At 68.0% G+C, this 24,177-nt stretch carries 18 protein-coding genes; 15 read left to right on the forward strand and 3 right to left on the reverse strand.

Translation table 11 applies throughout. The annotated features are described in order from the left end of the window. The first annotated feature begins 4 nt into the window (after positions 1–4). From ACUH78_RS07970 to ACUH78_RS07985, 4 genes are all read left to right on the forward strand, one after another. Complete coding sequence (locus ACUH78_RS07970) at positions 5–4,171, forward strand: translocation/assembly module TamB domain-containing protein (protein ID WP_445333156.1); 4,167 nt, start codon at positions 5–7, stop codon at positions 4,169–4,171. A gap of 104 nt (positions 4,172–4,275) precedes the next feature. Then, a complete protein-coding gene (msrA, locus tag ACUH78_RS07975; RefSeq protein WP_418365148.1) occupies positions 4,276–4,821 on the forward strand; it encodes a peptide-methionine (S)-S-oxide reductase MsrA in 546 nt (181 codons plus the stop codon). A gap of 66 nt (positions 4,822–4,887) precedes the next feature. Then, positions 4,888–5,232, forward strand: coding sequence for an FKBP-type peptidyl-prolyl cis-trans isomerase (locus ACUH78_RS07980; protein ID WP_435750488.1), 345 nt, complete (start codon positions 4,888–4,890; stop codon positions 5,230–5,232). Positions 5,233–5,239: 7 nt separating this feature from the next. Then, positions 5,240–5,698, forward strand: coding sequence for an Lrp/AsnC family transcriptional regulator (locus tag ACUH78_RS07985; protein ID WP_418365146.1), 459 nt, complete (start codon positions 5,240–5,242; stop codon positions 5,696–5,698). Positions 5,699–5,744: 46 nt separating this feature from the next. Here ACUH78_RS07985 and ACUH78_RS07990 read toward each other — a convergent pair whose 3' ends face one another. Beyond that, entirely contained in the window at positions 5,745–7,085 is a 1,341-nt protein-coding gene (locus ACUH78_RS07990; protein WP_418365145.1) for a sodium-dependent transporter, read from the reverse strand. Between the two features lie 471 nt (positions 7,086–7,556). On the opposite strand from ACUH78_RS07990, the gene ACUH78_RS07995 reads away from it, so the two are divergent. From ACUH78_RS07995 to ACUH78_RS08020, 6 genes are all read left to right on the forward strand, one after another. Beyond that, positions 7,557–11,153 carry an indolepyruvate ferredoxin oxidoreductase family protein gene (locus tag ACUH78_RS07995; protein WP_445333155.1) on the forward strand — a complete coding sequence of 1,199 codons (3,597 nt, stop codon included), beginning with the start codon at positions 7,557–7,559 and terminating at the stop codon, positions 11,151–11,153. A gap of 140 nt (positions 11,154–11,293) precedes the next feature. After that, positions 11,294–12,343 carry a Glu/Leu/Phe/Val dehydrogenase dimerization domain-containing protein gene (locus tag ACUH78_RS08000; protein WP_445333154.1) on the forward strand — a complete coding sequence of 350 codons (1,050 nt, stop codon included), beginning with the start codon at positions 11,294–11,296 and terminating at the stop codon, positions 12,341–12,343. Positions 12,344–12,694: 351 nt separating this feature from the next. Further along, complete coding sequence (gene coxB, locus ACUH78_RS08005; RefSeq protein ID WP_445333153.1) at positions 12,695–13,861, forward strand: cytochrome c oxidase subunit II; 1,167 nt, start codon at positions 12,695–12,697, stop codon at positions 13,859–13,861. Positions 13,862–13,864: 3 nt separating this feature from the next. Further along, positions 13,865–15,475, forward strand: a complete 1,611-nt coding sequence (gene ctaD / locus ACUH78_RS08010; RefSeq protein ID WP_445333152.1) for a cytochrome c oxidase subunit I — start codon at positions 13,865–13,867, stop codon at positions 15,473–15,475. Between the two features lie 28 nt (positions 15,476–15,503). Further along, positions 15,504–16,031: a cytochrome c oxidase assembly protein gene (locus ACUH78_RS08015; protein ID WP_445333151.1), complete on the forward strand. Its 528-nt coding sequence runs from the start codon at positions 15,504–15,506 to the stop codon at positions 16,029–16,031. A 55-nt stretch (positions 16,032–16,086) separates the two neighbouring features. Continuing rightward, the gene (locus tag ACUH78_RS08020) at positions 16,087–16,971 is read left to right on the forward strand and encodes a cytochrome c oxidase subunit 3 (protein WP_445333150.1); all 885 of its coding nucleotides are present in this window, start codon (positions 16,087–16,089) and stop codon (positions 16,969–16,971) included. A gap of 54 nt (positions 16,972–17,025) precedes the next feature. Here the strand turns inward: ACUH78_RS08020 and ACUH78_RS08025 are convergent, their stop codons facing one another. Continuing rightward, complete coding sequence (locus tag ACUH78_RS08025; protein ID WP_445333149.1) at positions 17,026–17,247, reverse strand: DUF2909 domain-containing protein; 222 nt, start codon at positions 17,245–17,247, stop codon at positions 17,026–17,028. A 26-nt stretch (positions 17,248–17,273) separates the two neighbouring features. Here ACUH78_RS08025 and ACUH78_RS08030 point away from each other — a divergent pair, with 26 nt between their 5' ends. The 5 genes from ACUH78_RS08030 to ACUH78_RS08050 all read left to right on the forward strand — a co-directional run bounded on the left by ACUH78_RS08030 (position 17,274) and on the right by ACUH78_RS08050 (position 22,072). Continuing rightward, a complete protein-coding gene (locus tag ACUH78_RS08030) occupies positions 17,274–18,170 on the forward strand; it encodes an SURF1 family protein (protein WP_445333148.1) in 897 nt (298 codons plus the stop codon). Continuing rightward, positions 18,157–18,759, forward strand: coding sequence for a redox-active disulfide-containing membrane protein (locus ACUH78_RS08035; RefSeq protein WP_435750478.1), 603 nt, complete (start codon positions 18,157–18,159; stop codon positions 18,757–18,759). The genes ACUH78_RS08030 and ACUH78_RS08035 overlap by 14 nt, the downstream gene beginning before the upstream one ends. Before the next feature lie 10 nt (positions 18,760–18,769). Beyond that, positions 18,770–19,861 (forward strand): COX15/CtaA family protein, encoded by a 1,092-nt coding sequence (locus tag ACUH78_RS08040; protein ID WP_445333147.1) that lies wholly within the window; start codon positions 18,770–18,772, stop codon positions 19,859–19,861. Between the two features lie 81 nt (positions 19,862–19,942). Then, positions 19,943–20,851: a heme o synthase gene (gene cyoE, locus ACUH78_RS08045; protein WP_445333146.1), complete on the forward strand. Its 909-nt coding sequence runs from the start codon at positions 19,943–19,945 to the stop codon at positions 20,849–20,851. 438 nt (positions 20,852–21,289) lie between these two features. After that, positions 21,290–22,072 carry a VWA domain-containing protein gene (locus ACUH78_RS08050; RefSeq protein WP_445333145.1) on the forward strand — a complete coding sequence of 261 codons (783 nt, stop codon included), beginning with the start codon at positions 21,290–21,292 and terminating at the stop codon, positions 22,070–22,072. Positions 22,073–22,189: 117 nt separating this feature from the next. Here ACUH78_RS08050 and recQ read toward each other — a convergent pair whose 3' ends face one another. Next, complete coding sequence (gene recQ / locus ACUH78_RS08055) at positions 22,190–24,127, reverse strand: DNA helicase RecQ (RefSeq protein WP_445333144.1); 1,938 nt, start codon at positions 24,125–24,127, stop codon at positions 22,190–22,192. Positions 24,128–24,177 lie beyond the last annotated feature (50 nt).

Raw genomic sequence — 24,177 nt, forward strand, 5'->3', positions numbered from 1 at the left:
GCCCATGGGCGACGACGCAGCGAATCCCGCACAGCCCGCGACCAGCCCGAGCCCGGTGCGGTCGCGTGGCCGTGGCGTGCTGAAGGCGCTGGGCTGGGCTGTGGCGCTGCCGGTCGCGCTCGTGATCGGTGCTGCGGCGTGGCTGCTGGGTACGCAGTCGGGCCTGGACGCAGCGATCGCGCTGGCGCAGCGCGTCACCGCTGGCGCGCTGCAGGTGCAGGGCGCGCGCGGCCGTGTGCTCGGCCGCCTGGACATCGAGCGGCTCGACTATCGCTCGCCGGCGCTTGAGCTCGGGCTGAGGGACTTTACGCTCGTCTGGCAGCCCTCGGCGCTGTTGTCGCGCCGGCTGCAGGTCGACGTGCTGAGCGTCGCGCGCGTTGATCTGGGCCAGGTCGTCGCCGAAGATGAGCCTGCGTCTCCGCCGCCGCAGCCGCCGGGCTCGCTCGAGATCCCGCTCGCGGTCGAGATCGCGCGCCTCGCCATCGGCGTGTTCGCGATGCACGAATTGCCCGCGCCCGGCGCGCCTGAGGGTGTGCTCGAGCAGGCCGCCGAAACCCTGGAACGCGCCGCCGACGCAGCCTCCGACCCCGCCCAGGCTGCGGAGGCGACCACCGAGGTGGCGGCCGAGCAGGGGCTGATCTTCACCGGGCTCGAGGCTGCGCTCGACAGCGATGGCAGGCTGCACCACCTGCGCGAGCTCGTCGTCGATGTGCCGCAGGGCAGGGCGAGGCTGGCGCTGGCATTGGCCGGCGCCTCGCCTTTCAAGCTGGAAGGCGAGGGTGGCTTCGAGGGCGTCATCGAGTCGCGACCGCTGTCGGTGTCGGTCACGCTCGGCAACTCCTTGCTCGAGCCGCAACTGCGCGCCGAAGCGAGCTCCGACGGCCTGCAGGTGCGACTCGAGGCTGCGGCCGAGAGCTTCGCGCCGAATCCCCTGCGCCGCCTGCACCTCGAAGCGGGCGAACTCGACCCGGCCGCCTTCGTCGACGGTGCACCCACGGCTGCCTTGGGGCTCGTGGCCGAGCTCGCGGCGCCCGCCGACGGCGAAGGCCTGCTTACCGGCCCGCTTCGCCTCGACAACCGCCTCCCGGCGGCGGCCGACGCGGGGGGCATTCCGCTGCAGCATTTCGAAGGTGTGCTCGACTGGCGCGTCGGTCGGATCGCGCTCGACGCGCTCGCCATCCGCCTGCCCGGCGAGGGGCGTATCGACGGCAGCCTCGCCTGGGCGCCGCCGAGCGATGGGGATGATCCGAACGGTTTTGGCCGGGTGGTCGCGGCGCTGGCCCTGGCCGGCATCGACACGCAGGCGCTTGATACCCGGCTGCCGCGCCAGATCGTCGCCGGCCGCGTCGATGCCGAGGCCGATGCTGACCGCCAGAGCGCGCGGATCGGACTCGACGTGGGCGCCGCGCGCATCGACGCCGAGGCCGCGCTCGAGGCGCTCGCGGCAAGCGGGCCGTCAGCCGGGCAGACGAACGACGAGGCCGCGGAGACTGGCCAGACGCCGGGCCAGGCGGCGACGCTCCCGGCGCTGCGCGTCGCCCGGGTGGACGCCCGTATCCGTGGCTTTGATCCGCGCGCCGTTCTACCCGAGGCGCCCAGGGCGCGCCTCGATCTCGATCTCGTGGCCGAGGCCGAGCTGCCCGCCGAAGGCCTGCCGAAGGTCGCCGCGCTCGATTTCACGATCCCGGACAGCGTGCTCGAGGGCTTGCCGCTGAGCGGCGAGGGCCGGGTGCGGCTGCAGGGCGAGCGCTTGCCCGAACTGCGCGTGCGTCTCGACGCGGCGGGCAACACGCTGGCCGCCCAAGGGGCACTCGGGGGGGCGGCGGACACGCTCTCGCTGCGCCTCGATGCGCCGGCGCTGTCCCGGCTCGGCAAGGCGCTCGGCCTCGAGCTCGCCGGCAGGCTGGGTGCCGAAGGGCAGGTGGGCGGGACGGTCGAGGCGCCCAACGGCCAGCTGCAGTTCTTCGGCGAGAAGCTGGTGTTGCCCGGCGACGTGGCGCTGGACGGCGTCAACGGCAGCGTCCGCCTCGAGCGCGGCATCGACGGACCCTTCGCGCTCGCGCTGGGCCTGTCCGGGTTCGGCCCCGCGAGCCCCGGCGCGAACGGCAAGGCGCAGCCCGACTGGCTGGCGGGCGCGCAAGTCGCGGCCGAGGGCTCGCGTGCGCAGCACAGGTTCGAACTCAGCGCGCAGACCCCGGAGCAGGACGAGGTCGCCGACACCCTGCGCCTCGTGCTCCAGGGAGGCGTGCTCGAGGGCGATGCGCCGCGCTGGCGCGGAGAGCTGGCCGCGCTCGAGACCGCCGGGCGCTTTGCGGCCAGGCTGCTCGCCCCGGCACCGTTGTCCCTGGCTGCCGACCGCGTCAGCCTCGGTGCAGCGAATATCGACGCGGGGCAGAAGGGCCGCATCCGCCTTCAGGAAACCACCTGGTCGCCCACGCGCAGCGTGCTGCGTGGCGAGCTGGCCGGGCTGGCGCTCGACCTGCGCCCGCCGCGCGCGGACGGCCGCCCGCGCCGCAACGCCGACCCGCTCACGCTCGGCGCGAAGTGGGATCTGGCGGTCGGGAAGACGCTCGAAGGCGAGGCGCGCGTGTTCCGCGAGTCCGGCGATCTCAGCGTCGAAGGCGAGATCCGCACCCGGCTCGGGCTGGAGGGGCTCGAGGCCGTGTTGCGTGCGCAAGGCGACCGGCTGCGCGTGACGCTCGATGCACGGGGGCGCGAGTTCGGCAGCGTGCAGGCCGAGGCCGGTTTGCGTGCACGACGCGACGCCGACGGCATGTGGAGCGTGCCGCCCGCGACCGCGCTGAGCGGTGCTGCCCGGCTGGATATGCCCTCGATCACCTGGCTCGGCCGCCTGGCGCGTGAGAATGTCGAGACCGCCGGCCGCATCGCCGGTGAGTTCACCCTTGGGGGCACGCTCGAGGCGCCGAGCGCGAGCGGGCGCGTCGAGGGCCGCGAGCTCGCCTTCACCCTCATCGATCAGGGCCTGATCCTCGCCGGCGGCGAGCTCGATCTCGACTTCGACGACGAGCGCGTGCGCCTGGAGCGGCTCGAGTTCGTCTCCGACAACCGTGTGCGCCCGCCGGAGAACCGCATTCCCTTCGAGCGGCTCACCGCCACGCCGGGACGCTTCACGGCGCGCGGCGAGGTGGTGCTTGCCAGTGGCGCAGGCAACTTCCGCTTCGATGCCGACCGTCTGCCGCTGCTGCAGCGCGATGATCGCTGGATGCTGGTCTCGGGTGAGGGCAGTGCGCGCAGCACCTGGACCTCGCTGGTGCTCGACGCCGGCTTCCGTGCGGACGCCGGCTACATCGAGTTCGCCGAATCGCTGCCGCCCAGCCTGTCGGATGACGTGATCGTGCTCAAGGGCGAAGCCCCGGCCGAGGGCGGCGGTGCCTTCACGGTGGATGCCGACGTGCGCGTGGGATTGGGCGATGCGCTCTACCTGTCGGCAATGGGACTGGAGACCCGGCTTGCGGGTGACCTGCGCATCCGCCTGCAACCGGGGCGGCCGCTGTCGGCGGTGGGCACGATCTCTACGGTAGGCGGCGGCTTTCGAGGTTACGGGCAGAACCTCACCATCGAGCGCGGCCTGATCAACTTTCAGGGGCCGCTGGATGCGCCGGGTCTCAACATCGTTGCGCTGCGCAAGGGCCTGGAGGTGGAGGCGGGCGTGTCTGTCACCGGCAGCGCAAAGCGCCCGCAGATCCGCCTCGTGTCCGAGCCCAACGTGCCCGACCCCGCCAAGCTGTCGTGGATCGTGCTCGGGCGCGCACCGGACGCCGGCTCGGGCGCCGATCTCGGCCTGCTGCTGCCGGCGGCGGCCGGCTTACTCGGCGGTCCGGGCGGTGGCATGACCGAGGAACTGTCGCGCAGCCTCGGCTTCGATTCCTTTTCCTTCGGCCAGGGCGAGCTCAACAGCACCAGCCGTGCTGCCTCGAGCCGGGTGGTCGGGAGCGGGTCGACGGTGGCCAGCGGCCCCTCGGTGGCGGGGCAGGTGCTCAGCCTGGGCAAGCGCCTCGGCCCGGACCTGTTCCTGTCCTTCGAGCAGAGCCTGGGCGGTGCGGCGACCCTGGTGAAGCTCACCTACCAGCTCTCGCGCCGCATGTCGGTGATCGCGCGCGGTGGCACTGACACGGCCCTCGACCTGCAGTACGGCTTCTCGTTCCGCTGAAGGCCTGTCGGCTCGCTCCGCATGGAGCCGCGCGAGGTGCAGTCGGGCGGGAACATTCGTGCGTTGGCCGGCTCCCAAGGGGCAACACGATCAAGGAGAACCCGATGAGCCTGCAAACATCACACGCAGCAACGGAATCCGCCATCCTTGGCGGTGGCTGCTTCTGGTGCCTCGAAGCCGTCTTCGACCTCGTCGATGGCGTGGAGGAAGTGGTGCCCGGCTACTGTGGCGGCCACGTCGATGATCCCGGCTATCGCCAGGTGTGCACCGGCACCACCGGCCACGCCGAAGTGGTGAAGATCGACTTCGATCCGTCGGTGGTGAGCTACAGGCGCCTGCTCGAGATCTTCTTCACCATCCACGACCCCACCACGCCCGACCGCCAGGGCAATGACGTCGGTCCGCAGTACCGCTCGGTGATCTTCACCACCCGCGATGCGCAGCGCGACAGCGCGCTTGCCCTGATCGATGAGCTGACCCGCGAGCGCGCGTTTCCCGCGCCCATCGTCACGCAGGTGCTGCCCGCGCCGATGTTCTGGGCGGCGGAGCCCGAGCATCACGACTACTACGCCAACAACAGTCATCAGCCCTACTGCCAGTATGTCGTCGCGCCCAAGGTTGCCAAGTACCGCATGCGCTTCGCCGGCTGATCGCCGCCGCTGCGGCTGTGGTACAGCGGGTAGAATGCGCGCTTCCACCCAAGACAGGAGAACGGTATGACCCAGCAGACCACCCCCAGCGGCCTCGTCATCGAAGAACTTGAAGTCGGCACCGGCGACACTGCCGTTGCCGGCCGCATGGTCTCGGTGCATTACACCGGCTGGCTCACGGACGGGCGCAAGTTCGACTCGAGCAAGGACCGCAACGACCCGTTCGCCTTTCCGCTCGGTGCCGGCCACGTGATCCGCGGCTGGGACGAGGGCGTGCAGGGCATGCAGGAAGGCGGCAAGCGCAAGCTCACCATCCCGCCCGAGCTCGGCTATGGCGCGCGCGGCGCCGGCGGCGTCATCCCGCCCAACGCCACCCTGGTGTTCGAGGTCGAACTGCTCAAGGTGCTCTGAGCCCGCCATGAAACTTGACCCGGCGCAGCGCCACATCCTGACCTTGCTGCAGAAGGATTCCACGCTGAGCACCCAGGCGCTGGCCGACAAGGTCGGCATGTCGCCCACCCCGTGCTGGCGGCGGGTGCGCGACATGGAGGAGGCGGGTGTGATCCGCGGCTACGTCGCGCTCGTCGACCGGCAGAAGGTGGGCTTGGGCACTTGCGTCTGGGTCAGGGTCAAGCTGAAGCAGCACAGTGCCGACGTGCTCGAACGCTTCGAGAAGGTGGTGAAGGCCTGCGAAGAGGTGGTCGAGTGCTACGAACTGCTCGGCGAGACCGACTGCCTGCTCAAGCTCTACCTGCCGAATCTGGAGGCGCTTTCGGTCTTCATGCACGACTTCCTGCTCAAGATCCCCGAGATCGACGTCACCCACTCGGCGGTGGCGCTGCGCGAGATCAAGAACGAAACGGCCCTGCCGCTGTGAGGCGGGCAGGGCCGTTTCCTTCGATCGCGCCGTGAGGCGCGAGGTCTTACAGGTTGTTCCAGAACACGTAGAGCACGCCCAGCGGCGCTACGTAGCGCGCCAGCACCGTCCACAACGCGAAACCTGTGTCACCGAGGCGCAGTTCGCGCTTCACGCTCGCCTGCTCGAGTTTCCACGCCGCGAACACGATCGCGCCCAGGCCCGCCAGCGGCAGCATGAACTTGCTGGTGACGTAGTCGAGCAGGTCGAAGATGTTGAGCCCGAACAGCTTGACGTCACCCCAGATGTTGAACGACAGCAGCGCGGCGATGCCCAGCGCCCAGATCGTCACGCCGGCCACTACGGTGGCGGTGACGCGATTCATTGGCGTGCGCTCTTCGAGCAGTTCGACCACCGGCTCCAGTAGCGAGATCGACGAGGTCAGCGCGGCGAAGGTCAGCAGCAGGAAGAACAGGCTGCCCAGCACCAGGCCACCGCCCATGTTGCCGAAGGCCAGCGGCAGTGTGACGAACACCAGGCCGGGGCCGGCCGCGGGGTCCAGGCCATTGGCGAACACGATCGGGAAGATCGCCAGGCCGGCGCAGAGCGCGAACACGGTGTCCATGATCACCACGGTGCGCGCGGTACGCAGCAGATTCACGTCCTCGCCTAGGTAGGAGCCGTAGGCCATCATGATCCCCATGCCCAGCGAAAGGGTGAAGAAGGCGTGTCCGAGCGCGGCGAGCAGCACCGAGCCGTCAAGCCTGCTCCAGTCGGGGTTGAACAGATAGGCGACGGCCTGGCCGAACGCGCCAGTCGTCATGCCGTAACCGACCATAACAACCAGGATCAGCGCCAGCGCCGGCATCAGGATCTTGCTGCCCCGCTCCAGGCCGGACGACACGCCCATCGCCACGATGATCACGGTGAGCAGCATGAACACGGTGTGCCAGCTCAGCAGCTCGGCGGGGCTGGCCAGGAAGCCTTCGAAGATCGCGCCAACGCTACCCTTGTCCAGGCCGGTGAAGCTACCGGTGGCGGCGTCGCGGATGTAGGCCAACGCCCAGCCGCCGATCACCGAGTAGAAGGACAGGATCAGGAAGGCCGCAAGCACGCCGACGATGCCGACCACCGCCCAGTTGCGCGTATGCCCGTGCTGCTGCGCGAGCTGCGCCATGGTGTTGATCGGGTTCTTCTGGCCGCGGCGGCCGATCATCCATTCCGACACCAGGATGGGCACGCCGATCAGTGCAATGCACAGCAGGTAAACGAGGACGAAGGCGGCGCCGCCGCTCTGCCCGACCATGTAGGGAAATTTCCAGATGTTGCCGAGGCCGACGGCGGAACCGGTGGCGGCGAGCACGAAGCCCATCCGCGACGACCATTGGGCGTGCGTGGTGGCGCTCATGTCAGCACTCCTTGCGTGCGGTCGGCGCAGGGCGCACCAAGGGGCGTGCGGGGTGGCGCACGTGGCCGGAAGTGGCGGATTGGATCACGGTAGTCTCCTCATTCATGTCGGCGCTCGTGGCGCGGAGGGCAAAAAAGGCCGCAGTGTAGACGCGCCCTTGCCGTTTGTGCGGTGCAGACGTGAGCTGGTTGCGAACCAGATGGCCCTTGTACTTTTTTTCATGCCCGCTGGCGGGGTGGCCGTAGTCGGACGCGGCGAATAGTAAGTGTGATGGGTGGAATAGTTTTTCTTATCTCGGTGCTGCGCAGCCGAAAACAGGAAAATTATTTCCTCCGCGCTCCGTAGCATGCGATGCGTTGTCCGCGGAAACCGGACGAACCACAGAACTCACTACCCAAGGAGACAACGCCTGCCTGTGATCGCTGCGCGCCACCCGCGTGCAGGTGTTCTCCGGCGGCGGTTCACACCACCATGTCGAACACCGTGCCCCCCGTCAGCCTCGACGATAAATACACCCTCAAGTCCGGCCGCGCCTGGATGACCGGCATCCAGGCCCTGGTGCGCCTGCCGATGATGCAGAAGATGCGTGACGAAGCCGCCGGACTCAACACGGCCGGCTTCGTCACCGGCTATCGCGGCTCGCCGCTCGGCAACGTCGACCAGGAGTTCTGGAAGGCGAAGAAATTCCTCGAGCCGATGCAGATCCGCTTTCAGGCCGGGCTGAACGAAGACCTCGCCGCGACCTCGGTGTGGGGCACACAACAGGTCAACCTGGACCCGAATGCCAAGTACGACGGCGTATTCTCGATCTGGTACGGCAAGGGGCCGGGCGTGGATCGCACCGGCGACGTGTTTCGCCACGCCAACGCCGCAGGGACGTCGAAGCACGGCGGCGTGCTGGTGATCGCCGGCGACGACCATGCCGCCAAGTCGTCCACGCTGCCGCACCAGACCGAGCATGTGTTCAAGGGCCTGATGATGCCGGTGCTGGCGCCGGCAGGCATCCAGGAGTATCTGGAGTACGGCCTGCACGGCTTCGCGCTGTCGCGCTACTCGGGCTGCTGGGTTGCGTTCAAGGCGCTCACCGACACGGTCGAGACGTCGTCCTCGGTGGAGGTCGATCCGTTCAAGGTGCAGACCCTGATTCCGTCGGCCGAGGACTTCCCCCTGCCGGAAGACGGACTGAACCTGCGCTGGCCCGACCCGCCGCTGGTGCAGGAGAAGCGCCTGCTGCACCACAAGCTCTACGCCGCGCTCGCCTACTGCCGGCTCAACCAGCTCAACCGCACCGTCATCGACAGCCCGAACGCGAAGCTGGGCATCATCACCAGCGGCAAGAGCTACCTCGACGTGCGCCAGGCGCTCGACGACCTCGGCATCGACGAAGCCAAGGCGGCCGCCATCGGCCTGCGCCTGTACAAGGTCGGCATGGTGTGGCCGCTCGAGGCCGAAGGCGTGCGCAAGTTTGCCGAAGGATTGGATGAGATCCTGGTGATCGAGGAGAAGCGCCAGTTCCTCGAGTACCAGCTCAAGGAAGGGCTCTACAACTGGAAGGACGAGGTGCGCCCGCGCGTGATCGGCAAGTTCGACGAGAAGGGCGAGTGGGCGCTGCCGCATGCTGACTGGTTGTTGCCCGCCGCCGGCGAGCTGACGCCGGCGATGATTGCGCGCGCTATCGCCGCGCGCATCGCGCGCTTCCACACCTCGGACCGCATCAAGGCACGGCTCGCCTTCATCGAGGCCAAGGAGGCGGCGCTCGCGCGGCCGCGGCTGTCGATTGCGCGCGTGCCGCACTATTGTTCCGGCTGCCCGCACAACACCTCGACCAAGGTGCCCGAGGGCTCGCGCGCCATCGCCGGCATCGGCTGCCACTACATGGCGACCTGGCTGTCGCCCGAGCACACCCAGACCTTCTGCCAGATGGGTGGGGAGGGCGTGCCCTGGATTGGCCAGGCGCCCTTCACCGATACCCCGCACGTCTTCGCCAACCTCGGCGACGGCACCTACATGCACTCGGGCATCCTCGCCATCCGCGCGGCGGTGGCGGCGAAGGTGAACATCACCTACAAGATCCTCTACAACGACGCGGTGGCGATGACCGGCGGCCAGCCGCACGACGGCACGCTGTCGGTACCGATCATCGCCCGCCAGCTGCTTGCCGAGGGCGTGGGCACCGTGGTGGTGGTCAATGACGGCACGCCGCGCGCCTATGGTCCGGCCGACCTGCCGCACGGCGTCGGCGTGCGCCACCGCGACGAACTCGATGCCGTGCAGCGTGAACTGCGCACGGTGCCGGGGGTGACCGCAATCATCTACGACCAGACCTGTGCCGCCGAGAAGCGCCGCCGCCGCAAGCGCGGCAAGTTCCCCGACCCGGCCAAGCGCGTGGTCATCAACGACCATGTGTGCGAAGGCTGCGGCGACTGCAGCGACAAGTCGAACTGCATGTCGGTGGGCGCGGTGGAGACCGAATTCGGCCGCAAGCGCTTCATCGACCAGAGCTCGTGCAACAAGGACTATTCCTGCGTGAAGGGCTTTTGCCCGAGCTTCGTCACCATAGAGGGCGGCAAGCTGAGAAAGGGCAAAGCCAGCGGCGCGCGCGCACTCGGCGGCCGTCTTGCGGGCGAACTCCCCGAGCCGCAGCTGCCGTCCACCTCCGCGCCCTGGGGCATCCTGATCACCGGCGTTGGCGGCACCGGCGTGGTGACGATCGGCGCGCTGCTGGGCATGGCCGCCCACCTCGAAGGCAAGGGCATCTCGGTGCTCGACATGGCGGGCCTGGCGCAGAAGGGTGGCGCGGTGTGGTCGCATGTGCGCATCGCCGACCGCCAGGAATTGCTCCATGCCGCGCGCGTCGCCGCCGGCGAGGCCAACGCGGTGATCGGCTGCGACCTGGTGGTGGCGGCCAGCGACGAGTCGCTCGCCAAGATGCAGCACGGCCTCACCCGCGTCGTCATCAACCGCGACCAGACCAACACCAGCGAGTTCGTGCGCGGTTTCGCCGCCCAGGCGCGCAGCGGCAACGTCAGCGCCAACCCGGACCCGCAGTTCCCGGCGGCCTCGATGGAAGCGCAGATCGTCGATGCGGTCGGTGCGGACAAGGCCGAGTTCCTCGACGCCACCCGCATCGCCACCGACCTGCTCGGCGACTCGATCGCCACCAACCTGTTCATGCTCGGCTATGCCTGGCAGCGCGGCCTGGTGCCGTTGTCGCGGCAGGCGATCGAGCGTGCGATCGAGATCAACGGCGCCGCGGTCGAGGCCAACAAGGCTGCGTTCCTGTGGGGCCGGCGCGCGGCGTTGGATCTGAAGGCGGTGATTGAGGCGGCCAAGCCGCAGTTCGGCACGCCGGAACACCACAAGCTCTCGACCAGCGTCGACGAGGTGATCGTCCGCCGCAAGGCCCAGCTCACGGACTACCAGAACGCCGCCTACGCCAAGCGCTACGCGAAGCTGGTCGAGCGCGTGCGTGCCGCGGAAGCGAAGCTCGCGCCCGGCATCACCCTGCTGACCGAGGCGGTCGCGCGGGGCTACCACAAGCTGCTTGCCTACAAGGATGAGTACGAGGTCGCGCGCCTGTACACCGCGACCGACTTCCTCAAGCGCGTGGAGGAGCAGTTCGAGGGCGACTACACGCTCGTCTTCCACCTCGCCCCGCCCACCCTGGCGGACAAGGACCCGCAGACCGGCGAATTGAAGAAGAAGGCCTACGGCCCCTGGATGCTCAAAGCGATGGGAACGCTGGCGAAGTTCCGTCACCTGCGTGGCTCGATGCTCGACCCCTTCGCCCGCAGCCACGATCGTAGGCTCGACCGCGAGCTGATTGCCGACTACGAGGGCGTGGTTGAGGAGATCATCACGAACCTCGATCACAGCAACCACGAAGCGGCGATCGAGCTGGCTGCCATCCCCGACCAGATCCGTGGCTATGGCCACGTGCGCGAGCGCTACCTCGCCAGCGCCCGCAAGCGCCAGGCTGCCCTGCTCGAGGATTTCCGCCACCGCCGCCCGCCCAGCGCCCCGCTCGCAACCAAGGCGCGCAAGACCATCGCCATCATCCCCGGCTGAAGATCAATGGGGTCTGACCCCATTGATCCGACCCGTCGATTCAGAGCACCGCGTTTCACGCCCTGCCTGCCCCGGCCTGCCACGAGCAGCGCCGGGCGGGACGGCGCATACCCACGTTCCCACAAGGAAGGAGACACAGCATGGCCGTATTTTCCCTGAGCGACTTCGCCGACCACGAGCAGGTGGTCTTCGTCAGCGACGACAAGAGTGGACTGAAGGCGATCATCGCCGTCCACAATTCCAACCTCGGCCCCGCGCTCGGCGGTTGCCGTATGTGGCCGTATGCCAGCGAGGACGAGGCGATCCGCGACGTGCTGCGCCTGTCGCGCGGCATGACCTACAAGTCGGCGATGGCCAATCTGAAGCTCGGTGGCGGCAAGTCGGTGATCATCGGCAACCCGCGCACGCAGAAGACACCTGAGCTCCTGGCCGCCTTCGCACGCGCGCTCGAGCAGCTGAACGGCCGCTACATCGCCGCCGAGGACTCCGGTACCAGCGTCGCCGACATGAAGTACATGACGCAATTCACCCAGCATGTGGCCGGCATCCACGACAAGCCCTCGGACGAGGGCACGCGCAGCGGTGACCCGTCGCCCGCCACCGCCTACGGCACCTTCATCGGCATCCAGGCTGCGGTGAGGGAGCGCCTCGGCCGCGATTCGCTCGACGGCCTGCGCGTCGCCGTGCAGGGCGTGGGCAACGTCGGCTTCGATCTCGTCCGCCAGCTCAAGGAGGCCGGCGCCCAGCTGTGGGTTACCGACATCCATCGCGAGCCGCTCGTGCAGGCCGGCCGCGAGCTTGGCGCCACGGTGGTCGCGCCGGAGGAGATCTTCAGCCTCGACGTCGATGTCTTTGCCCCCTGCGCGCTCGGTGCCATCCTCAACGACAGCACCATCCCGCAGCTGAAGGCGAAGATCGTCGCCGGCGCCGCCAACAACCAGCTCGCCGAGGCCCGCCACGGCCTCGAGCTGATGAAGCGCGGCATCCTGTATGCGCCCGACTATGTCATCAACGCCGGCGGCATCATCGACGTCTATCACGAGCGCATCGGCTTCGACCGCAGCGCGCTGCTCAAGCATATCGAGGGCATCCATGACAACCTGATGGAGGTCTTCGAGCGCGCGCGCAAGGAAGAGCGGCCAACCGGCGAGGTGGCGGACGCCATCGCCGAGGAGCGCTTCAAGCGCTGAGCGGGGCAGGGGCGCCGTGCATCAGGCGCCCCTGTGTCGACCGACTCTCGGTCCGCCGGACCTGCCGTGGACTCGGCGCTTGGCCCGGCGGCCGGCAGGATCAGTCGGAGGCGCTAATGCGAATGGCTTGCGCGTTCGTTCGCATCCTTCCTTGCCTTTCTGGTTCTGCTGCTTATAGTGAATCTAAAGTCCCGGTCGCCTTGGCCGGGTCGTCAAGGTGGCGAGCGGCGGGCAGTCACACCCCAACACGGTCCCCGCGCCAGATCTCACACACGTACACAGGGAGCCCGCAGACCTTCATTTGCGCTTTTCCGGCGGCATCACACCCATAACGATAAGAGGGGGTCGGCAGTGAGACACCATTCATCCGGGTTGAGGCAAGCAAGGACGTATCTGAACCATCCCACGGCCGCAGCCACGCTGCTCGCGGCCAGTTTCCCGGCGGGCGCGCAGGAAGCCCGCTTCAACATGACGCGCGGCGCCACAGAGATCAGCCAGCAGGTCTTCGACCTGCACATGACGATCTTCTACATCTGCGTCGCCATCGCGCTGGTCGTATTCAGCCTGATGTTCTGGTCCATCGTGCATCACCGCAAGTCCAAGGGGGCGGTGCCGGCACAGTTCCACGGCAGCATGAAGATCGAGATCCTGTGGACCGCAATCCCGGTGCTGATCCTGGTGGCGATGGCGGTGCCGGCCACGCGCACGCTGGTCGCAATGGAGGACGTCTCGGCCTCTGAGCTCACCGTGCTGGTCACCGGCTCGCAGTGGAAGTGGCACTACAAGTACCTCGACTACCCGATCGAGTACTACTCGGTTCTCGCCACCCCGCGCGCGCAGATCGCCAATGAGGCTGACAAGGCCCCCGACTACCTGATGGCGGTGGACAAGCCGCTGGTGCTGCCCACCGGCAAGAAGGTGCGCTTCCTGCTCACCGCCGACGACGTGATCCATTCGTGGTGGGTGCCCGACTTCGCAATCAAGAAGGACGCCGTGCCCGGCTTCATCAACGAGACCTGGACGCGGGTCGACAAGCCGGGCCTGTATTACGGCAAGTGTGCCGAGCTGTGCGGCCGCGACCACGGCTTCATGCCGGTGGCGGTCGATGTGAAGACCCCCGAGGACTTCGAGGCCTGGGCGGCGCAGCAGGTCGCGGCCGCCGAGCAGGCGAAGGCCGAGGCCGCGACCGCCGGCCCGATGGCGATGGACGAGCTGATGGCGATCGGCCAGGAGGTCTACGACCGCGCCTGTGTGGCGTGTCACCAGCCCAACGGCGAAGGCCTGGCCGGCGTGTTCCCGGGGCTGAAGGGGAGCACCATCGCTACCGGCGATGCGGCGGCGCACCTCCACATTGTGTTGTTCGGCAAGGCCGGCACCGCGATGCAGGCCTTCGGCAAGCAGCTGAGCGCGAAGGAACTCGCCGCCGTGATCACCTACGAGCGCAACGCCTGGGGCAACGCCAAGGGCGACATGGTGCAGCCAGCCGATGTTGCGGCCGCGATCGAGAAGGGGGAGTAAGCGATGAGCACCCAGATCACAGGCACCCTGGACGCGCATGGCGCTGCAGGTCACGCGCATGACCACGACCACAAGCCGCGCGGCCTCGCGCGCTGGCTGTTCAGCACCAACCACAAGGACATCGGCACGCTCTACCTGCTGTTCTCGCTGACCATGCTGTTCATCGGCGGCAGCCTGGCGATGGTGATCCGCGCCGAGCTGTTCCAGCCCGGGCTGCAGTTCGTCGATCCGCACTTCTTCAACCAGATGACCACGGTGCACGGCCTGGTGATGGTGTTCGGCGCGGTGATGCCGGCCTTCGTCGGCCTGGCCAACTGGATGATTCCGCTGATGATCGGCGCGCCCGACATGGCGCTGCCGCGGGTGAATAACTGGAGCTTCTGGATCCTGCCGTGCGCGTTCACGATCCTGCTGTCCACGCTGTTCATGGAGGGCGGCGCGCCGGCGGCGGGGTGGACCTTCTACGCGCCGCTGTCGACCACCTACAGCGGCGACTCCACCGCCTTCTTCGTGCTCGCGGTGCACCTGATGGGCGTGTCCTCGATCATGGGTGCGATCAACGTCATCGTCACCATCTGGAACATGCGCGCGCCTGGCATGGGCTGGATGAAGCTGCCGCTCTTCGTGTGGACCTGGCTGATCACCGCCTTCCTGCTCATCGCGGTGATGCCGGTGCTGGCCGGCGTGGTCACCATGGTGCTCACCGACAAGTACTTCGGCACCAGCTTCTTCGACGCCGCGGGCGGTGGCGACCCGGTGATGTTCCAGCATATCTTCTGGTTCTTCGGCCACCCGGAGGTGTACATCATGATCCTCCCGGCCTTCGGCATCGTCTCCAGCATCATCCCCACCTTCGCGCGCAAGCCGCTGTTCGGCTACGAGTCGATGGTGGTGGCCACCGCCAGCATCGCCTTCCTGTCCTTCATCGTCTGGGGCCACCACATGTTCACCACCGGCATGCCGGTGGTGGCCGAGCTCTTCTTCATGTACGCCACCATGCTGATCGCCGTGCCCACCGGGGTGAAGGTGTTCAACTGGGTGGCGACGATGTGGCGCGGGTCGATGAGCTTCGAGGTGCCGATGATGTTCTCGCTCGCCTTCATCGTGCTGTTCACGATCGGCGGCTTCTCCGGCCTGATGCTGGCCATCATCCCGGCCGACTTCCAGTACCAGGACACCTACTTCGTCGTCGCCCACTTCCACTACGTGCTGGTGACCGGCGCGGTGTTCGGCATCATCGCCGCGGTGTACTACTGGATCCCGAAGTGGACCGGCGTGATGTACAACGAGCGCCTCGCCCAGGTGCATTTCTGGTGCTCGCTGGTTTCGGTGAACATGCTGTTCTTCCCGATGCACTTCGTCGGCCTGGCCGGCATGCCGCGCCGCATCCCCGACTACGCGCTGCAGTTCGCCGACCTCAACGCCTTCATGAGCATCGGTGGCTTCCTTTTCGGCCTGTCGCAGCTGCTGTTCGTGTGGGGCGTGGTGCGCTGCATGCGCGGCATCGGCGACAAGGCGACCGACCAGGTGTGGGAAGGCGCGCAGGGGCTGGAGTGGGAAGTGCCGTCTCCCGCGCCGTACCACACCTTCGACACCCCGCCGGTCGTGAAGTAAGCGCACGGCGGCGCAGGGAGGACGTGCAATGTCTGCCCACCGTAGCCTGATCAACAAGCTGCTGTTTGCCTGCGTGGCGATGTTCGCCTTCGGCTTTGCACTCGTGCCGCTGTACGACGTGTTCTGCGACATCACCGGCATCAACGGCAAGACCGACAAGGTTGCCGCCGCGGCCCCGGACCGCATCGACCGCGGGCGCGAGATCACGGTCGAGTTCCTCGCCACCCATGATCCGGCCGTGGCGGTGGACTTCGCGCCGCAGACCGCGCGCATCCAGCTCAATCCGGGCGACCTGCAGGTGGTCGAGTTCATGGTCGAGAACCGCAGCGACCAGCCGATCGTCACCACCGCCGTGCCTTCCGTGTCGCCCGGCGAGGCGGCCCGCCACTTCATGAAGATCGAATGCTTCTGCTTTCAGGAGCAGCCGCTGGCGCCGGGCGAGCGCAAGTCCATGCCGGTGCAGTTCTACGTCGATCCGGCGCTACCTGCGCGCTTCAAGACAATGACTTTGTCTTACCGCCTGTATCGCAGCGTGGGCCAGACGGCGAGTCGCTGAAGTCATGCGGCCCGGGCGCAGGCTGCGCTCGGGCCCGCAGCAAGGGAGGGGCAACATGACCACGACCACGCATGAGAAGTACTACGTGCCGCACGACAGCGCCTGGCCGATCGTCGGCGCGCTCGCGCTGCTGCTGATCGGCTATGGCGCGGCGCTGTGGCTCAGCCAGCTCGACCAGCCCGACGCGCGCAGCGGCCCCTGGGTGCTCGCCGCGGGCGTGGCCCTGCTGGTGGTGACGCTGTTCGGCTGGTTCGGCAAGGTCATCGACGAATCCCAGCGCGGGCTGTATTCCGCCCAGCTCGACCGCTCGTTCCGCCAGTGCATGAGCTGGTTCATCTTCTCCGAGGTCATGTTCTTCCTCGCCTTCTTCGGTGCGCTGTTCTATGCGCGCATGGTGTCGGTGCCCTGGCTCGATGGCGCCAGCAACAACGCCATGACCGCAGAGATCCTGTGGCCGGATTTCGAGGCCGCGTGGCCGCTGTTGAAGACCCCCGGCGGCACCGAGACCCAGGCCATGCCGTGGTCGGGCCTGCCGCTGTGGAACACGCTGATCCTGCTCGCCTCGTCGGTGACGCTGCAGGTGGCCCACGTGGCGATCGAGCAGGGCAATCGGCTGCGCCTGAAGCTCTTCCTGGCGATCACCGTGCTGCTCGGGGTGAGCTTCCTGTTCCTGCAGGGCTACGAGTACATGCACGCCTACGACGACCTGGGCCTGCGCCTGGACTCGGGCGTGTATGGCAACACCTTCTACCTGCTCACCGGCTTTCATGGCCTGCACGTCACCATCGGCGCGCTGATCCTGCTGGTGATGCTGCTGCGGATCGTGATCAAGGACCACTTCACCGCCGAGCACCACTTCGGCTTCCAGGCTGCGGCCTGGTACTGGCACTTCGTGGATGTGGTGTGGTTGAACCTGTTCATCTTCGTCTATGTGCTGTGAGGCTGGAGCGATGCGGGCAGGCGATCGAGATGGGTGGGTTCAGTACGGGCGGGCTCAGTACGGTCGGGCGTTGGGCGTGATCACCCCGGTGGCGAGCAGCGCCAGCAGCAGCGCCATCACCGCGACCGAGAACGCGAGGCGGCGGCCGAGGTGTTTCGACATCCGGGTGCTGCTGTCGCCGCCCTTCAGCATCACGAACAGCGCTTGGAAAAGGCTCACGACGACCAGGACGAGCAGCACCACGATCACGAGCTTGATGGCGAGCGAGCTGGTCATGAAAATTCTCCGGCGGGTGGCGAGGTATGGCGATGAAGGTTAGCGCGTTCGGCCACTGCTGGGTGCTGCGCTGGCCGTGGGTGCTCGCGGTGCTGGCGGTCGCCGCGGTGCCCGTGGGGCTATCAGTGTGGCAGTGGCAGCGTGGCGAGGACAAGCTGGCGACGCTGGCCCGCATCGCGCAGTGGGAGCGCGAGGGCGCGGTGGGCCTGGCGCGGCTGGCGGAACTGCATGCGCCTGTGGGACGCGAGGCGGCCGGTGTGGCCACCGCGCGCACCACCCCAGCGCAGAGCGGCGATTCGACCCGCACGCTGGTCGAAGACCGGGCGGCGCAGGGCGTGCCGGTCACGCTCGATGGCATGCAGCTCGACTTTGAAGCGCGCTGGATCGCGCCCATGGTATGGCTGGTGGATAACCGCATCGTCGAACGCCAGCCCGGTTATGACGTGGTGATCGCGGTCGAAGACGTCGCCGATGCGCGCGCCGCGGGCAGCAGCGGCGCGGCGCCGCGTGCGGCGCTGGTCAATCTGGGCTGGATCGCGGCCGAGGGCGGGCGTGATGCGCTGCCGCTGCCGGCGATCCCGTCGCAGCTGCGCGTGCAGGGCATCTTCCGCACCGACGTCACCGGCCTCTTGCTCGGTGCCAACGTCGAGGACCACGGGCGCTGGCCGATGCGCATCCAGCAGGCTGGCCCGGCGCAACTCGCGGGCTGGCTGGCGGTGCCGCTGGCGCCCGGGCTGATCTACCAGCAGCAGGGCTCGCCCTTCCACGTCCATTACCGGCCGGTGGTGCTGCCACCCGAGCGCCACCGCGGCTACGCGCTGCAGTGGGGTCTGATCGCGCTGGCGGTGATCGGCGTCGCGCTCGCCGCCAGCGCGCGCCGGTTGCCCGCCGCCTCTCGGGAGATCGCTCATGAGCAGTCGTAAGTTTCTCAGCCTGTTCCTGCTCTGCGCCCTGGTGCCGCTGGCGGCGGCATGGGCGAGTTTGCGCTTTGGTTGGTTTGCCGCAGCACCAACGGTCAACCACGGCGAGTGGCTGACGCAGGAGCTGCGCCTGCTGCCCCCGCCCGCGCAGGGTGGCGGGCAATGGCATCTGGTCTATGTGCCGGCGGGGGAGGGCGAGTTGACTTGTCTTGATGGGCAGGATGCGTCGGCCAGGACGGATGGCGACCGTGCAACGACGACCCGGGCGGTCGCCCCGGCCACGCGCTGCGAGCAGGCGCTGTTGATCCTGCAGCAACTCCACGCCGGGCTCGGACGCAAGCAGGCTCGGGTGCAGGCGCTGGTGCTGGCGGCGGAGGACCCAGCGGCACGGGCACGTTATCCACATATCGCATGGCAGGCTGCGCAGATCAGCGATACCGCGCTCCTGGGGCGTATCGTGCTGGTCGATCCGCGCGGCCTGGCGCTGCTGCGCTATGCGGTTGAGCCGGGGGCTGCGCAGGCGCAGCGCGTGGCGGGCGAAATCCGTAGCGACCTGCTGAGGCTGATGAACTACGACCGCAGCGGGGTATGAGGAGGTGGCGATGAAACGTGCGCGCTGGCTGGTGAATGTGACTCTGGTGCTCGCGCTCGCGGTGATCGCACTCGGCGCCTATACCCGGCTCACCGATGCAGGGCTCGGCTGTCCGGACTGGCCCGGCTGCTACGGCCGGCTCACGCCTCCGGTGCACGACACGCACATCGCCGCGGCGCAGGCACGCTTTCCCGACGCCCGGGTCGATCCCTTCAAGGCACGCAACGAGATGGTGCACCGCTACCTTGCCGGCCTGCTCGGGTTGTGCGTGCTGGCGATCTTCGTCGTCTCGCGCCGCCTGCCGCGCGGGCGCGGGTTGGCCGCGGCGCTGCTGGGGCTGGTGGTGTTCCAGGCTGCGCTCGGCATGTGGACGGTGACCATGAACCTGATGCCGGTGGTGGTGGTGGCGCACCTCTGCGGCGGTTTCGCGCTGCTGTCGTTGTTGGCGCTGCTGCGCTTCGAACTCGGCCGCGATGTCGGCGCGACGCTGCCGCGACCCGCGCCGGCATCGGCAGCAGGCGGCCCCTGGGGCGCCCGCCTGCTGCCGCTCGCCTGGCTGGCCTTTGTCGTGTTGCTGGCGCAGATCGTGCTCGGAGGCTGGACCTCGGCCAACTACGCGGCCGCGGTGTGTTACCAGTTGCCCTTCTGCGAGAGCGGCTGGAGCGCCCAGTTCTCGCTGCGCGCTGCCTTCAGCCTGCCGCTCGGTCACGAGACCTATGAATTCGGCGTGCTGCCCTACGAGGCGCGCATGAGCATCCACGTCTTGCACCGCATGGGCGCGCTGGTCGCCACCGGCGTGGTCGGCAGCCTGGTGCTGCTGTGCTGGCGCCACGCGGCAGACGCGCGATTGCGCCAGTTGGCGGCCGGTGTCGGGGGGCTGCTCGCGCTGCAGGTGACGCTCGGTCTGATCAACGTCATTGGCCAGGTACCACTCCTGAACGCAGTCGCGCACAACCTCACCGCCGCCTGCCTGCTTGCCACCCTGGTGCTGCTGATCCGGCAGTTGCACGTGCAGGCGGGGCGGAACGCAGCTTCCTGCAGGCAGTCGCCGGTCGGGCGCTCGTGTGCGATGGTGGTTGAAAGCCCGGTGAAGGCCCGGTAGCTGATGTCAAGGGGCGCCAAGTAAAGCGCGCGGCGCCATGCCGCGAACCGGGCCCAGCAGTGAGATGAAGGGGAGACGAACATGGACGGCTACAAGCGTATTCCGACGGTGGCGGCCAGCCTGGGCGAGGCGCTCGCGCTCGGTCGCGCCTTCTGGCAGCTCACCAAGCCGCGGGTGGTGGCGCTGCTGGTGCTGACCGCCTGGGTGGGCATGATGCTCTCCAGCGAGGGCCTGCCCGATCCCGCGCGGATGGCGGTGGCGAGCCTGGGCATCGCGATGGTGTCGGGTGCGGCGGCCGCCTTCAATCACGTGCTCGACCAAAAGATCGATGCCCGCATGGCCCGTACGCGGATGCGACCGCTTCCCTCCGGTCGGCTCAGCAACGCGCAGGCGGTGAGCTTCGCCTTCGCACTTTCCGCGGCGGGATTTACGCTGCTGCTGGTCACGGTCAACGCGCTCACCGCATGGCTGACGTTGGCCGGCCTGTTCGGCTACGCGGTGATCTACACCGTGTTCCTCAAGCGCGCCACGCCGCAGAACATCGTCATCGGCGGGGTGGCGGGGGCGCTGCCGCCTGTGCTGGGGTGGACGGCGATCGCCGGCAGCGTCGGTGCCGAGGCCCTGTTGCTGATGATGATCATCTTCACATGGACCCCGCCGCACTTCTGGGCGCTTGCCATCCACCGGGTCGAGGATTACCGCCGCGCCGGTCTGCCGATGCTGCCGGTCACCCACGGCATCGAATTCACCCGCACCCTGGTGCTGCTGTACACCGTGCTCCTGCTGGCGGTGTGCCTGCTGCCGTATCTGGTGGGGATGAGCGGGTTGCTCTACCTCGCCGGCGGCCTGGCGCTGAACCTGCAGTTCCTGCGCCACGCCTGGCGGCTCAAGTTCGCCCCGCGTGCCGACACCGCGATCCGCACCTTCCGCTTCTCGATCACCCACCTGATGCTGCTGTTCCTCGTGCTGCTGGTGGATCACTATCTGTGATCGAGGGCCGCGCTCTTTGGCGAGCAACTTCGGGATCGCCGCCCAATAGTGCTCCAGCTCGCAGTCGCCGACGCCGCTGATGCCGGACAGCTTCGCCTGTGTCTGCGGGCGGGTCTTCGGTCAGGCGGGGTACGGTGCGGCGCCCGCCGGCAGGCTGTGGGCGGCGGATAGGGGCAATGGGGTTCGGTTCGATCGCGCCCAGGGCGCCTTGCGAGGGCGTCTGCTCGTTTCCGACATTCTGTCGGCTCTTCGGAGTGCAGCCGGGGGCTTCTGCGTGTGGAGCAGCGTTCGGTGCTGTCGGAAGAATTTACACATCAAATCTGGGATGGAGCGTGCGTTTTCGTAACTGCATGAAATATAACTGTAAATTATTTTGGCATCATTCCTGCTTGTATTGTCCGTGCAGTCGTTTTTCGGATACTTTGCGGAGAAGCCAACATGAAGCTACGTAAATGCTTTGCCGGGGTGGTCATTGCCCTCGGCGTGGGAGTGGGGCCGGCGCAGGCAGCTTTGATCGACCTGGGTTTTGCGCTGGATCGTTCCGGCAGCGTCGGAGGGACGAACTGGAGCACAGTCGTCAATGGGCTGGCCAACGCGCTGTCCTTGATCCCGACTTCGGGGACCAACCAGTACCGCATCGCAGTTTCCTCCTTTGCGAGCACGGCGACGCTGGATCTGGCGCCGACGATCGTCACCTCCGGGAATCTGGTGTCCCTGCAAGACATCATTCGCGGCCTCACCTACACGGGCGGAGGCACCAACATCTCGACCGCGACCACGGCGCTTACGACAGCCTACACGGGCTTGGGGTTCGGAGACTTGAGTCTTCTGAACATCAGTACCGATGGTTCGAGCTCCGGGCCTGCAGCGTTGGATCTGCGAAACTCACTCGTCACCGCCGGTTGGGATAGCATCAGCGCCGAGGCGATCGGCTCGTTCAATCTGACCTACCTTGAGGCCCTCGTGTCGCCGAATCCTGGTGTCACGACCAGCGACCCGAACGCCCTGCCGAATCCGCTGCAGCAGGGTTTCGTGCTGACGGTGAACAGTTTTGCGGGTTACGAAGGGGCGCTGGCCGCCAAGGTCCGCCGTGTGGTGGATGATACCGGTGGCGGCACGGTGCCTGAGCCCACCAGCCTCGCCTTGCTTGGTCTGGGCATGTTCGGCCTGGCCGCCATGCGCCGTCGTCGCGACGAAGGTATGCTGCAGACTGCCGCCTGAGGCACTTCGGAAACTTCGATGTGAATCAAGAGGGTGCCCCCTTGGCCGCCCTCCAGATCCGGCCCTCTCCGATGCGCGGGGCGGGCCGGTGTTCTTTGGAAGGCGGCGCGCGTCGACTCAGCGGGCCTCGCCCACGATCTCCAGGATCGCCGCGCCGTAGTGTTCCAGCTTGCGATCGCCCACACCGCTGATGCCGGCGAGCTCGGCCAGCGACTGCGGGCGGTGGAGGGCGATCTCGCGCAGCGTGGCGTCGGGGAAGACGACGTAGGCGGGCACGTTGCGCTCCTTGGCCGTGGCGAAGCGCCAGGCGCGCAGGCGGTCGAAGAGGGTGGTGGGGATGCCCGCGGGGAGGTCGGCCGGGGGGCTGCTGCGGCGCTTGCCGCGGCTGCGGCTGCGTTCGCGCTCGAGGCGCAGGTGGAATTCGGCCTCGCCGCGCAGCAGCGGGCGCGCGGCGTCGGTAAGGCGCAGGGCGTTGTAGCGTTCGTGGTCCACCGCGACGAACTCGCGCGCGACGAGCTGGCGGAACACCGTGCGCCAGCGCTTCTCGTCGAACTCGCTGCCGATGCCGAAAGTGGTGATGTCCTGATGGCCACGCTCGACGACCTTGTCGGTGCGTTCGCCGCGCAGCACGTCGATCAGGTGGCCGGCGCCATAGCGCTGTCCGGTGCGATACACGCAGCTCAACGCCTTGCGTGCGGCTTCGGTGGCGTCCCAGGTCTGCGGCGGGTTGAGGCAGTTGTCGCAGTTGCCGCAGGAGCTGGATTCCTCGCCGAAATAGGCGAGCAGGTGCTGGCGGCGGCAGGTGGTGGCTTCGACCAGGCCGACCAGCACGTCGAGCCGGTTGCGGGCCAGGCGCTTGAACTCCTCGCTCGCCTCGGATTCGTCGATCATGCGCCGCTGCTGCACCACGTCCTGCGCCCCCCACGCCATCCACGCCTGCGCCGGCAGGCCGTCTCGGCCGGCGCGGCCGGTTTCCTGGTAGTAGCCCTCGATCGAGCGCGGCAGGTCGAGGTGCGCGACGAAGCGCACGTCGGGCTTGTCGATGCCCATGCCGAAGGCGATGGTCGCCACCATGATCAGGCCGTCTTCGCGCAAAAAGCGCGTCTGGTGCTCGGCGCGCATCTCCTGTGCCATACCTGCGTGGTAGGGCAGGGCGTTGAGGCCCTGCTCCTGCAGCCAGGCAGCGGTCTCTTCCACCTTGCGCCGCGACAGGCAATACACGATGCCCGCCTGGCCGGGGCATTCCTCGCGGATGAAGTGCAGCAACTGGCGGCGCGCGTCGTCCTTGTCAACGATGGTGTAGCGGATGTTGGGGCGGTCGAAGCTGGAGACGAAGCGGCGCGCGCGGGTCAGGTTCAGCCGCTCGGCGATTTCTTCGCGGGTCTGGCGGTCGGCGGTGGCGGTGAGTGCGATGCGCGGGATGGCGGGGTAGCGTTCGGGCAGGATCGAGAGTTGCAGGTACTCGGGGCGGAAGTCGTGCCCCCACTGTGATACGCAGTGCGCCTCGTCGATCGCGAACAGTGCCAGCCGGCCGGTGTCGCGCAGGTGGTCGAGCTGGTCGAGGAAGCGTGGCGTCATCAGCCGTTCGGGGGCGACGTAGAGCAGGTCGAGCGTGCCGTCCCAGAGCGCGCGCTCCACACTGCGCGCGGCGTCCATGTCCAGGCTCGAGTTGAGGAAGGCGGCGTTGACGCCGGCTTCGACCAGCGCACTTACCTGGTCCTGCATCAGCGCGATCAGCGGTGAAACGACGATCGCGGTGCCTTCTCGCAGCAGCGCGGGAATCTGGTAGCACAGCGACTTGCCGCCGCCGGTGGGCATCAGCACCAGCGCGTCGCCGCCGCGGGCCACGTGCTCGACGATCTGCTGCTGCTCGCCGCGGAAGGCGGGATAGCCGAAGACGTGCTCGAGAATGCGGTGTGCCGACTCGGTGAGGGCCGCGTCACCGGCGACCGCGCAAGGCTCGCCCGCCACGGCGTGCGGAGGCGCCGGTTCGGCGGCGGAAGGGCGGTGGGTGTCGGTGTTGGGGAAGGGCTGGGCGTCGGGGTCGGCAAACATGCGCGCATTTTACCGCCGCAGCTCAAGGCTCGGGCTGGCGATCGAGGGGG

This window comes from Thauera sp. ZXT1-4, assembly GCF_052598215.2.

Coding starts and splice junctions, on each gene's coding strand:
- ACUH78_RS07970 (WP_445333156.1), top strand. CDS start 5: ATGGGCGACGACGCAGCGAATCCCGCACAGCCCGCGACCAGCCCGAGC.
- msrA (WP_418365148.1), top strand. CDS start 4,276: ATGAGCCTGCAAACATCACACGCAGCAACGGAATCCGCCATCCTTGGC.
- ACUH78_RS07980 (WP_435750488.1), top strand. CDS start 4,888: ATGACCCAGCAGACCACCCCCAGCGGCCTCGTCATCGAAGAACTTGAA.
- ACUH78_RS07985 (WP_418365146.1), top strand. CDS start 5,240: ATGAAACTTGACCCGGCGCAGCGCCACATCCTGACCTTGCTGCAGAAG.
- ACUH78_RS07990 (WP_418365145.1), bottom strand. CDS start 7,085: ATGAGCGCCACCACGCACGCCCAATGGTCGTCGCGGATGGGCTTCGTG.
- ACUH78_RS07995 (WP_445333155.1), top strand. CDS start 7,557: ATGTCGAACACCGTGCCCCCCGTCAGCCTCGACGATAAATACACCCTC.
- ACUH78_RS08000 (WP_445333154.1), top strand. CDS start 11,294: ATGGCCGTATTTTCCCTGAGCGACTTCGCCGACCACGAGCAGGTGGTC.
- ctaD (WP_445333152.1), top strand. CDS start 13,865: ATGAGCACCCAGATCACAGGCACCCTGGACGCGCATGGCGCTGCAGGT.
- ACUH78_RS08015 (WP_445333151.1), top strand. CDS start 15,504: ATGTCTGCCCACCGTAGCCTGATCAACAAGCTGCTGTTTGCCTGCGTG.
- ACUH78_RS08020 (WP_445333150.1), top strand. CDS start 16,087: ATGACCACGACCACGCATGAGAAGTACTACGTGCCGCACGACAGCGCC.
- ACUH78_RS08025 (WP_445333149.1), bottom strand. CDS start 17,247: ATGACCAGCTCGCTCGCCATCAAGCTCGTGATCGTGGTGCTGCTCGTC.
- ACUH78_RS08030 (WP_445333148.1), top strand. CDS start 17,274: ATGGCGATGAAGGTTAGCGCGTTCGGCCACTGCTGGGTGCTGCGCTGG.
- ACUH78_RS08035 (WP_435750478.1), top strand. CDS start 18,157: ATGAGCAGTCGTAAGTTTCTCAGCCTGTTCCTGCTCTGCGCCCTGGTG.
- ACUH78_RS08040 (WP_445333147.1), top strand. CDS start 18,770: ATGAAACGTGCGCGCTGGCTGGTGAATGTGACTCTGGTGCTCGCGCTC.
- cyoE (WP_445333146.1), top strand. CDS start 19,943: ATGGACGGCTACAAGCGTATTCCGACGGTGGCGGCCAGCCTGGGCGAG.
- ACUH78_RS08050 (WP_445333145.1), top strand. CDS start 21,290: ATGAAGCTACGTAAATGCTTTGCCGGGGTGGTCATTGCCCTCGGCGTG.
- recQ (WP_445333144.1), bottom strand. CDS start 24,127: ATGTTTGCCGACCCCGACGCCCAGCCCTTCCCCAACACCGACACCCAC.